The organism is Bacillus sp. N6 (genome assembly GCF_052805735.1).
In genome coordinates this window covers 5,341,935-5,352,406 of the sequence record NZ_CM127843.1, presented here as the reverse complement: position 1 = coordinate 5,352,406, position 10,472 = coordinate 5,341,935, and the positions used below count along the sequence as shown (strand labels likewise).

The 10,472-nt window shown below is 35.4% G+C and carries 11 protein-coding genes; 10 read left to right on the top strand and 1 reads right to left on the bottom strand.

Features of this window, described 5'->3' with window-relative positions:
* Positions 1-564 precede the first annotated feature (564 nt).
* The 10 genes from rpmH to spo0J all read left to right on the top strand — a co-directional run bounded on the left by rpmH (position 565) and on the right by spo0J (position 9,612).
* Positions 565-699 (top strand): 50S ribosomal protein L34, encoded by a 135-nt coding sequence (rpmH, locus tag ACUXVC_RS27575; protein ID WP_000831901.1) that lies wholly within the window; start codon positions 565-567, stop codon positions 697-699.
* Positions 700-775: 76 nt separating this feature from the next.
* Entirely contained in the window at positions 776-1,123 is a 348-nt protein-coding gene (gene rnpA, locus ACUXVC_RS27570) for a ribonuclease P protein component (protein ID WP_000726621.1), read from the top strand.
* Between the two features lie 52 nt (positions 1,124-1,175).
* Positions 1,176-1,943, top strand: coding sequence for a YidC family membrane integrase SpoIIIJ (gene spoIIIJ, locus ACUXVC_RS27565; protein WP_000726764.1), 768 nt, complete (start codon positions 1,176-1,178; stop codon positions 1,941-1,943).
* Positions 1,940-2,557, top strand: a complete 618-nt coding sequence (gene jag, locus ACUXVC_RS27560) for an RNA-binding cell elongation regulator Jag/EloR (RefSeq protein ID WP_000022795.1) — start codon at positions 1,940-1,942, stop codon at positions 2,555-2,557. The genes spoIIIJ and jag overlap by 4 nt, the downstream gene beginning before the upstream one ends.
* Positions 2,558-2,783: 226 nt before the next feature.
* Positions 2,784-4,160 (top strand): tRNA uridine-5-carboxymethylaminomethyl(34) synthesis GTPase MnmE, encoded by a 1,377-nt coding sequence (gene mnmE, locus ACUXVC_RS27555; protein ID WP_000393762.1) that lies wholly within the window; start codon positions 2,784-2,786, stop codon positions 4,158-4,160.
* Positions 4,161-4,206: 46 nt separating this feature from the next.
* Positions 4,207-6,096: a tRNA uridine-5-carboxymethylaminomethyl(34) synthesis enzyme MnmG gene (gene mnmG / locus ACUXVC_RS27550; RefSeq protein WP_000541052.1), complete on the top strand. Its 1,890-nt coding sequence runs from the start codon at positions 4,207-4,209 to the stop codon at positions 6,094-6,096.
* A gap of 22 nt (positions 6,097-6,118) precedes the next feature.
* Positions 6,119-6,838, top strand: a complete 720-nt coding sequence (gene rsmG, locus ACUXVC_RS27545; protein WP_001019628.1) for a 16S rRNA (guanine(527)-N(7))-methyltransferase RsmG — start codon at positions 6,119-6,121, stop codon at positions 6,836-6,838.
* Positions 6,839-6,943: 105 nt separating this feature from the next.
* Complete coding sequence (gene noc / locus ACUXVC_RS27540) at positions 6,944-7,816, top strand: nucleoid occlusion protein (protein WP_000799016.1); 873 nt, start codon at positions 6,944-6,946, stop codon at positions 7,814-7,816.
* A 190-nt stretch (positions 7,817-8,006) separates the two neighbouring features.
* Entirely contained in the window at positions 8,007-8,768 is a 762-nt protein-coding gene (gene soj / locus ACUXVC_RS27535) for a sporulation initiation inhibitor protein Soj (protein WP_000516114.1), read from the top strand.
* A complete protein-coding gene (spo0J, locus tag ACUXVC_RS27530) occupies positions 8,761-9,612 on the top strand; it encodes a stage 0 sporulation protein Spo0J (protein ID WP_001051832.1) in 852 nt (283 codons plus the stop codon). The genes soj and spo0J overlap by 8 nt, the downstream gene beginning before the upstream one ends.
* Before the next feature lie 20 nt (positions 9,613-9,632).
* Here the strand turns inward: spo0J and yyaC are convergent, their stop codons facing one another.
* Entirely contained in the window at positions 9,633-10,229 is a 597-nt protein-coding gene (gene yyaC, locus ACUXVC_RS27525) for a spore protease YyaC (protein WP_001020709.1), read from the bottom strand.
* Positions 10,230-10,472 lie beyond the last annotated feature (243 nt).

Sequence of the window (10,472 nt, the reverse complement as noted above, 5' to 3'; positions counted from 1 at the left end):
AGGTGTCCCTCCTTTACTAAGATGGTAAAAGAATAAGGTTGCGCAACAAATGTACAACCTAATAAATATAAAATGTATATTTATACGAAACGTATTTTAAAACCTAAAAACGTCGTTTGTATATGAGATAGGGTTTTCGACAAAAAAAGCAAATGTGGACAACTATTTACCCACATGTGATTAAAACTGTCCACATGTTATACACAAATTGTGGATAAGATAAAGGTGTGGAAAACTTATTCAAAGTGAAAACACAACTATAATATCAAAAAAAAGTGGCTATAGCAATGAATTTAAGAAAGTTATCCACAAAATCAATACCTTGTGGAATAAACTTGTCCACAACACGATATACTGTGTAAAAGTGGGAAAAAAGTTTGTGGATATAAAAAACGTGAAAAAACATTTATCCACAAGGAAATATAGATGCTGTGAAAAAGTATGTGAATAGGTTCAAAATGAATATTTGATGAAAATTTCTAGAACCATTGACATTTTCCTAGTTAATTAACTATAATTTATAGGACTGTCTTTAACAGATATTCCTCAGGGAGGTGTCATATAATGAAAAGAACTTACCAACCAAATAAACGTAAGCGCAGCAAAGTACATGGTTTCCGCAGCCGTATGAGCACAGCGAACGGACGTAAAGTGCTAGCAGCTCGTCGTCGTAAAGGAAGAAAAGTATTATCTGCGTAGACCACTGATCGTTCAGTGGTCTTTTTTTCTAATAATAGTGAATTTCCGCTGATGAAATACAGGAGTGTCAATTGATATGAAGAAAAAACATCGTATAAAGAAGAATGATGAATTCCAGGCGGTTTTTCAAAAAGGAAAATCAAATGCGAATCGTCAGTTTGTTGTATACCAATTAGATAAAGAAGAACAGCCAAACTTTCGCATCGGCCTTTCTGTTAGCAAAAAAATAGGAAATGCAGTAGTTCGTAATCGAATTAAGCGCATGGTCCGTCAGGCTATTACAGAGTTAAAAGATGAGATAGATTCTGGAAAAGATTTTGTTATAATAGCAAGGAAGCCTTGTGCAGAGATGACATATGAAGAAGTAAAGAAAAGCTTAATTCATGTCTTTAAACGCTCTGGTATGAAAAGAATAAAAAAGTAGCGTAAGGAAATGAATTACACTATATACATACCGAAACAAGGAGGAGCAGGCTTTGAAAAAGAAAATAGGTTTACTGGCCATGGTTATTACATTAATGGCAATTGCTACCGGCTGTAGTGAAACGGGTCAGCCGATTACATCGAAGAGCACTGGGATTTGGAATGAATATTTCGTATACCCGCTTTCTCAGTTAATCACGTATTTTGCGACATGGCTTGGTGATAATTACGGTTTAGCGATCGTTATTACGACCCTTATTATTCGTTTTGCATTATTACCATTAATGATTAAGCAAACGAAGAGTACGAAAGCTATGCAGGCGTTACAACCAGAAATGGTAAAGTTAAAAGAGAAATATAGCTCGAAAGACCAAGCAACACAGCAAAAATTACAACAAGAAATGATGCAGCTATATCAAAAAAATGGTGTAAATCCATTAGCCGGTTGTTTACCAATATTTGTTCAGATGCCTATTTTATTCGCATTTTATCATGCGATTATGAGAACATCAGAAATTAGTAAACATACATTTTTATGGTTTGATTTAGGACAGGCAGACCCTTACTATATCTTACCGGTTGTTGCAGCGATTACGACATTTATTCAGCAAAAGCTTGCAATGGCAGGAACTGCTGGTCAAAATCCACAAATGGCAATGATGATTTGGCTTATGCCGATTATGATTTTAATCTTTGCAATTAACTTCCCAGCTGCATTATCACTTTACTGGGTTGTTGGTAATATCTTTGGTATTGCTCAAATGTACTTTATCAAAGGGCCAGAGATTAAGGCTAACAAAGCTGGAGGCTCAAGCAAGTGAGTATAATTACTGCTAAAGGACAAACAGTCGAGCTGGCAGTAGAGGATGCTTTAAGGCAATTAAACACATCAAAAGATCGAGTAGATATAAATATTGTCGATGAGGGTAAAAGAGGGTTCTTAGGTTTATTTGGGAATCGTCCTGCAGTAGTAGAAGTTGTATTGAAGAAAGATCCAATTCAGGAATGTGAAGAATATTTAAGAAATGTTATTCACAATATGGGTGTGGAAGTTGAAATTAGTAAAATTGTAAAAGGACGCGAGATTGAATTTACAATTTCTGGTGATGATGTAGGAGTTTTAATTGGAAAAAGAGGTAATACATTGAACTCTTTACAGTATTTAACAAAACTTGTCGCAAATCGTAACACGAAGCAGTATATCGGTATTACACTAGATGCTGAAAATTATCGTAGTAAAAGAAAAAGTACGTTAGAATCACTTTCTTATCGATTAGCGAAACAAGTATCTAATACGAAAAAAAGAGTTATTTTAGAACCGATGCCATCTTTTGAACGAAAAATTATTCATCAGGCATTATCAAATCATCAAGGTATCAAAACAACTTCTGAAGGAAATGAACCACATCGGCATGTTGTAATATCTCCTAAATGACCGGTTGCTCAAATGAGTGCCGGTTTTTTTGAGCGAAAAATAGATGTGGATAACTAAAAAACACTAAACTTATCCACTGTGAATAAGTTTAGTGTTTTTTACATGGGGATATAATAAAATGAGTTATTCTTCTTTTGTAGATAGGTTCGTTATGGTATCCTAATAATTTAGTGAAAGAAATAATCATGTTGAAATAGAGATAAATAAGCAAGTGAGGTGAAAGGACATGGAATTTGATACAATTGCTGCGATTTCCACAGCGCTTGGAGAGGGTGCAATTGCCATTGTTCGAGTAAGTGGGGATGATGCGGTGGAGAAAGTTGACCGTATTTTTAAAGGGAAGGATTTAACAGAGGTTTCTTCTCATACTATTCATTATGGTCATATCGTTGATTTAGATACAAATCAAGTTATTGAAGAAGTTATGGTGTCTATTATGCGCGCACCGAGGACTTTTACACGTGAAAATATAGTGGAAATTAACTGTCATGGCGGGCTTGTTTCAGTAAATAAAGTATTGCAACTTATTCTAGCGCAAGGAGTACGATTGGCAGAACCGGGCGAATTTACAAAACGTGCTTTTTTAAATGGACGTATCGATTTATCACAAGCAGAAGCTGTTATGGATTTGATTCGAGCAAAAACAGATCGTGCGATGAATGTAGCAATTAATCAAATGGAAGGGCGATTATCTAAATTAATTGGTCGCTTACGTCAAGAAATATTAGAAACATTAGCTCATGTTGAGGTAAATATAGATTATCCAGAATACGATGATGTAGAAGAGATGACACATAATATTTTAATTGAGAAAGCAACGCATGTTCGTTCGGAAATCGAAAAAATATTAGAAACATCAAAACAAGGGAAAATCTTACGTGAAGGTATTGCTACAGCAATTATCGGTAGGCCTAATGTTGGAAAATCATCGTTATTAAATAGCCTTGTTCAGGAGAAAAAAGCAATTGTAACTGATATTGCAGGAACAACTCGTGATGTTATTGAAGAGTACGTTAATGTGCGTGGCGTACCTCTTAAACTTATAGATACAGCCGGTATTCGTGAGACAGAAGATGTTGTTGAACGAATTGGTGTGGAGCGTTCAAAAGAAATGATGAGCCAAGCAGATTTAGTATTAGTTGTTGTCAACTATAGCGAGGCTTTAACAAATGAGGATGAAGATCTATTCCATGCGGTACAAGGAAAAGACTTTATTGTTATTGTGAATAAGACCGATTTACCGCAAGCGATTGATATGGAACGTGTTACAGAGTTAGCCGAGGGAAATCGTGTTATTACAACATCCTTAATTGAGGAACAAGGAATAGATGAACTCGAAAAGGCAATAGCTGATTTATTCTTTGAAGGAACAATCGATTCTACAGATATGACATATGTTTCTAATGCGAGACATATTGGATTATTAACACAAGCGGGACAAACAATCGGTGATGCAATTGAGGCAATAGAAAATGGTGTACCAATTGATATGGTGCAAATTGATTTAACAAGAACGTGGGAAATACTTGGTGAAATTACTGGTGACACAGTCCATGAAAGCCTAATTGACCAGTTGTTCTCTCAATTTTGTTTAGGAAAATAATATAGTGATGTTTTAGAAAGATAGAGATTATTAGGAGGAATAAACAATGGGATACAATGCCGGTTCATACGATGTCATAGTAATCGGTGCAGGTCATGCAGGATGTGAAGCTGGTCTTGCGGCAGCACGAATGGGCTCAAAAACATTAATGTTAACAATTAACTTAGATATGGTAGCATTCATGCCATGTAACCCTTCTGTTGGTGGACCAGCAAAAGGGATTGTTGTTCGTGAAATTGATGCATTAGGCGGAGAAATGGGACGTAATATTGATAAAACTCATATTCAAATGCGTATGCTAAATACAGGTAAGGGTCCAGCTGTACGTGCACTTCGAGCGCAAGCTGATAAATTCTCTTACCAACATGAATTGAAGAAAACAATTGAAGAAACACCAAACTTAACGTTGTTCCAAGGAATGGTAGAGCGTTTAATCGTTGAAGAAGGTATATGTAAAGGGGTAGTTACACAAGCTGGTGCAGAATATACAGCGAAAACCGTTGTAATTACGACTGGAACATTTTTACGTGGCGAGATTATCATGGGCGATTTAAAATATTCAAGCGGTCCAAATAATCAACAACCGTCTATTACATTATCTGAGCATTTAGAGGAGCTTGGATTTGATCTTGTTAGATTTAAAACAGGGACACCTCCGCGTGTAAACAGTAATACAATTGACTACAGTAAAACAGAAATTCAACCAGGTGATGATAAGCCGCGTTCGTTCTCTTTTGAAACAACGAAATTTATTATGGATCAAATTCCATGTTGGTTGACATATACAAGTACAGAAACACACCGTTTAATAGATGAAAATTTACATCGTTCAGCTATGTATTCTGGTATGATTAAAGGAACAGGCCCGAGGTACTGTCCTTCTATTGAAGACAAAGTAGTAAGATTTAATGACAAACCACGTCATCAAATTTTCTTAGAGCCAGAAGGGCGTAATACACAAGAAGTATATGTACAAGGTTTATCCACAAGCCTACCAGAAGATGTACAACGTGACATGCTTAGAACAATTCCAGGCCTAGAAAATGTTGAAATGATGCGCACAGGTTATGCGATTGAATATGATGCAATTGTGCCAACACAATTATGGCCAACACTTGAAACGAAAAAGATTAAAAATTTATATACAGCAGGACAAATTAATGGAACTTCTGGTTACGAAGAGGCGGCAGGACAAGGGCTTATGGCTGGTATTAATGCAGCATGCCGTTCTTTAGGTAAAAAAGAAGTTGTTTTAGGCCGCGAGGATGCTTATATTGGTGTCTTAATTGATGATCTTGTAACGAAAGGTACAAATGAACCATATCGTTTATTAACGTCTCGTGCAGAATACCGTCTATTATTACGCCACGATAATGCTGATCTTCGTTTAACTGAAGTTGGTCGTGAAATAGGATTAATTAAAGAAGAGCGATATGAGCGATTTACAAATAAAAAATTACAAATTGAACAGGAAAAGGAACGTTTAAGCAGCATTATTATTAAACCACGTCCTGAAGTTCAAGAATTAATTCGCAATATTGGCGGAAGTGAATTGAAAGATGGAATACGTGCAAGTGACTTATTACGTCGTCCAGAGATGACATATGAGCATATTCATCTTTTAGTACCAAGTGAAGTAGAATTAAGTGATGAAGTTACAGAACAAGTTGAAATTCAGATTAAGTACGAAGGATATATTGAAAAATCTTTACAGCAAGTAGAGCGAATGAAGAAAATGGAGAGTAAAAAAATCCCTGTAGATATTGATTATGACGCGATTTCTAGCCTTGCTTCAGAAGCTAGACAGAAATTGAAAGATGTTCGTCCACTTTCAATGGGGCAGGCTTCACGTATTTCTGGCGTAAATCCAGCGGATATTTCCATTTTACTTGTGTATATAGAACAAGGAAAAATTGCGCGCGTATCGAACCAATAACATAGTAAGGAGATATTGCTAGATGAACATAGAACAATTTCAATCTATGCTAGAAGAGAAGGGAATCACCCTCTCTTCTAGACAATTAGAGCAGTTCAAAATCTACTTTGAAACATTAGTAGAGTGGAATGAAAAAATGAACTTAACGGCTATTACAGAAAAAGAAGAAGTATACTTAAAACACTTTTTTGATTCCATTACAGCTGCTTTTTATTATGATTTTTCAAAACCATTCTCAATTTGTGATGTTGGTGCAGGGGCTGGATTCCCAAGTATTCCTTTAAAAATCTGTTTCCCGCACTTAAAAGTAACAATTGTAGATTCATTGCAAAAACGTATTAATTTCTTAAATCACTTAGCACAAAAGTTAGAATTAAGTGATGTTGCATTTTGTCATGATCGTGCTGAAACATTTGGGAAAAAAGAAGGTGTACGTGAATCATACGATATTGTAATGGCACGTGCAGTTGCGCGTCTTTCTGTATTAAGTGAGCTATGTTTACCACTTGTAAAAGTTGGAGGAACATTCATTGCAATGAAAGGTGCAGCAGCAAACGAAGAAATCGAAAATGGCAAGTATGCTTTAGAGGTTCTAGGCGGAGAGTTAAAAGAGATGTCTACGTTCCAATTACCGTTTGAAGAGAGTGAACGTAATATTTTATTAATCGAGAAAAAGCGCAAGACACCAAAGAAATATCCACGCAAACCGGGAACACCCAATAAATTACCTATTGAAAAATAAATCTTATTAGACGTAAGATTAAATTATATAAATGAAAACGTAAATGTTTCATAGGAAACATTTTATGGAGAATAGTCAATAGGCCTAAAAGGTGGTGGAATATGTATGAAAAATACGTTTTCTCGTTTATTTGGCTTTGGAGATAAAGAGAGCGAATTCGAATTACAAGACGAAAGCCATGAAGAGATAGATAAAAAGGTATATGAGGAAATACAAGAAATTCCGATAGTAAATATTACCCCTAACCGTTATCAACCAAGAACAGTTTTTGATGATGCGCGTATTGATGAGCTAGCATTAACGATTCGTACACATGGACTTATTCAGCCGATTGTTGTAAGGCAATATGAGGACGATAAGTACGAGATTATTGCTGGAGAAAGACGTTTTCGCGCGGCAACAAAGTTAGGTTGGGAAAAGGTTCCTGCAATTATAAAGAACTTAAATGATACAGAGACAGCTTCTGTAGCTTTAATTGAAAACTTGCAACGTGAGGAACTAACGGCAATCGAGGAAGCTGTGGCATATCAAAAGCTGATTGAGTTACATAATTTAACACAAGAAGCATTGGCACAACGACTTGGAAAAGGACAATCTACAATCGCAAATAAGTTGCGATTGTTAAAGTTGCCTGAAGAAATAAAAAGTGCATTATTAGAAAAAAGCATTACAGAACGTCATGCCCGCGCTCTCATTCCTTTAAAAAATGAGGAATTACAACTGAAGGTTTTACAGGAGATTGTGGAGAAACAACTGAATGTAAAGCAAACAGAAGAACGAATTGCGAAGTTACTAGAGGAAGCAAAACCGAAGCGTAAGGCAAAGCAAAAAGCAGTAAGTCGAGATACGAGGATTGCTATGAATACAATTAGACAATCTTTACAAATGGTTACTGAAAGTGGTTTAAATGTTAATTCTGAGGAAGAAGAATTTGATGAGTACTATCAAATTACAATTAAAATTCCAAAGAAAAAATAATAATGACGTGTTAGAGACCTTATCCTATTGGAGAGGTCTCTTTTACTATATTTTCTTGTTAAATGAAGAAGGAGTTTAGAAATAAATTTTGAAGTTTAATAAAGGACGTAAAAGAAAAAGTTTTATTTCATGTTACAATAAACGTAATTGTTACTAGAATAAGATAGAAAGGTTGAAAGTAGGTGACATCATGGGAAAAATCATTGCTATTGCTAATCAAAAAGGCGGTGTTGGAAAAACCACAACATCTGTTAATTTAGGGGCTGGATTGGCGCAAGTAGGTAAAAAAGTCCTTCTTGTAGATATTGATGCTCAAGGAAATGCAACGACTGGTGTGGGAATTGAAAAATCTGAATTAGATCAATGTATTTACAACGTTCTTGTGGAAGATGCAGATGTTCAAGGGGTTATACAGAAAACCGCAACTGAAAACTTAGATGTTCTACCCGCTACAATTCAATTGGCTGGTGCTGAAATTGAATTGGTACCGACTATTTCCCGGGAAGTACGTTTGCAAAGAGCATTACAGCCAGTTCGTGATGAATATGATTATATTATTATCGACTGTCCCCCGTCTTTAGGGTTATTAACGATTAATGCATTAACAGCAGCAGATTCTGTTATTATTCCTGTACAGTGTGAATATTATGCACTAGAAGGGTTAAGTCAGCTATTAAATACAGTTCGACTTGTACAAAAACATTTAAATAAAAATTTAGCAATTCAAGGCGTATTGTTAACAATGTTGGATGCTCGTACAAATTTAGGGATCCAAGTTATAGATGAAGTGAAAAAGTATTTTAGGGATAAAGTATACCGCTCGATTATTCCGCGTAATGTACGCTTGAGCGAGGCTCCAAGTCATGGGAAACCTATTATGCAGTATGACGCTAAATCAAGAGGAGCAGAAGTATATATAGATTTAGCAGAGGAAGTGATTGCAGGTGGCTAAAGGATTAGGAAGAGGAATTAATGTGTTTTTTCCTGATTTAGATGTGAAAGAAGAGGAAACAATTCAGGAGATTCTTGTAACTGAATTAAGGCCAAATCCATATCAACCGCGTAAACACTTTAATAAAGAGGCTATTCAGGAATTAGCAATTTCGATTAAGGAACACGGTATTCTACAACCATTAATTGCTAGAAAGAGTATTAAAGGATATGAAATCGTTGCAGGTGAAAGACGATTTCGTGCTGCAAAAGAGGCTGGTTTAGAAAAGGTACCTGCGGTTGTAAGACAATTAACTGAACAGCAAATGATGGAATTTGCTTTGTTAGAAAACTTACAACGAGAAGATTTAAATCCTATGGAAGAGGCAATGGCATACCAGATGTTAATGAATGAGCTAAATGTAACGCAAGAACAATTAGCGAAACGTCTTGGCAAAAGCAGACCTTACATTGCAAATTATACTCGGTTATTAAGCCTCCCTTCGTTCGTCCAAGATATGATTGCAAATGGTCAACTTTCAATGGCTCATGGGAGAACTTTACTTACGATTAAAGACGAAGAACAATTGAAGTCCTTATTGAAACGCATTGAAAAAGAAGGATTAAACGTTCGTCAATTAGAGAAAATCGTCCAAGAGATTAATCAACACGTTTCACGTGAAACAAAAAAAGTGAAAAAAGAGCGAAATATATTTTTCGTAGAACGTGAAACGTTCTTAAGGGAAAAGTTTGGCACAGATGTGAAAATTAAAGAGACGAAAAAAGAAAAAGGTAAAATCGAAATTGAATTTTTTAATAAAGAAGATTTAAATCGTATTTTAGAACTATTAGCACAGAAAAATTAAAAAGCAAACCATCTTATTATTTATAGATGGTTTGCTTTTTTTAATGCGGATAATTTTTGATCCGTCTCTTTTATACTTTGTGCGATTACATCAGCCATTTTCATGACTAAACTTAATCTTGTATTTTGAAGAACGAAAAACTCCATAAACCCATTTAGATTGACGATACCGTGTATATGCAGATCACCAACTGCAGGTAATTTCTTATTCATAGCAGCACCCGGTTTACTAGGCCCCTTTCCAGTAGTGATTGACCCAATATTTTGGGACTTTCCTAAACATGCATCAACAGCAATTATAAATGCAGTAGGATGTTTTTTCTGTATATTCTGAATTTTTTCTTCTAAATTTAGTGCATGTACTGGCTCATCTAGTGTACCGAATATTTGGAGGTTTTTGATGTCTATTTGTTCAAGTTTTGTACCAACTAACGGGCCGAGTGCGTCACCTGTAGAACGATCTGTTCCGATACAAACGAGAATGAGTGGTATATTAGTTTTAATAGGAATATGGGTAAGTAAGAAATTACTGATTATCTCAGAGGCTTCTAGATCTTGGTGCATAACGTTTTGAGTTTCTTTCTCAAAAAATGGTAAGCGAAAACTTCCAATGTTCATGAAGCACCCATCCTTTTAATAAATTTTCAATATATGTTATATGGTGAGAAAAATGGAAAGCTATAAGTGCGTAATTTTTGCAAAATGTGAATGAAAACGGAAATAATAGTACTAGTATATATATATTCGTTCCATTTTATACCTGAATGGCGGGGATAAAATAGGATTAAAATCATAAAATTTTTTCAGCAATTAGAGGACTTCTGATACAATAATAAGGATAACTAAAAAGAAATTTTAGCT

What these genes read in the sequence shown, in the direction of transcription:
- rpmH (WP_000831901.1), top strand. Translation starts at nt 565, where the DNA reads ATGAAAAGAACTTACCAACCAAATAAACGTAAGCGCAGCAAAGTACAT.
- rnpA (WP_000726621.1), top strand. Translation starts at nt 776, where the DNA reads ATGAAGAAAAAACATCGTATAAAGAAGAATGATGAATTCCAGGCGGTT.
- mnmE (WP_000393762.1), top strand. Translation starts at nt 2,784, where the DNA reads ATGGAATTTGATACAATTGCTGCGATTTCCACAGCGCTTGGAGAGGGT.
- mnmG (WP_000541052.1), top strand. Translation starts at nt 4,207, where the DNA reads ATGGGATACAATGCCGGTTCATACGATGTCATAGTAATCGGTGCAGGT.
- rsmG (WP_001019628.1), top strand. Translation starts at nt 6,119, where the DNA reads ATGAACATAGAACAATTTCAATCTATGCTAGAAGAGAAGGGAATCACC.
- noc (WP_000799016.1), top strand. Translation starts at nt 6,944, where the DNA reads ATGAAAAATACGTTTTCTCGTTTATTTGGCTTTGGAGATAAAGAGAGC.
- soj (WP_000516114.1), top strand. Translation starts at nt 8,007, where the DNA reads ATGGGAAAAATCATTGCTATTGCTAATCAAAAAGGCGGTGTTGGAAAA.
- yyaC (WP_001020709.1), bottom strand. Translation starts at nt 10,229, where the DNA reads ATGAACATTGGAAGTTTTCGCTTACCATTTTTTGAGAAAGAAACTCAA.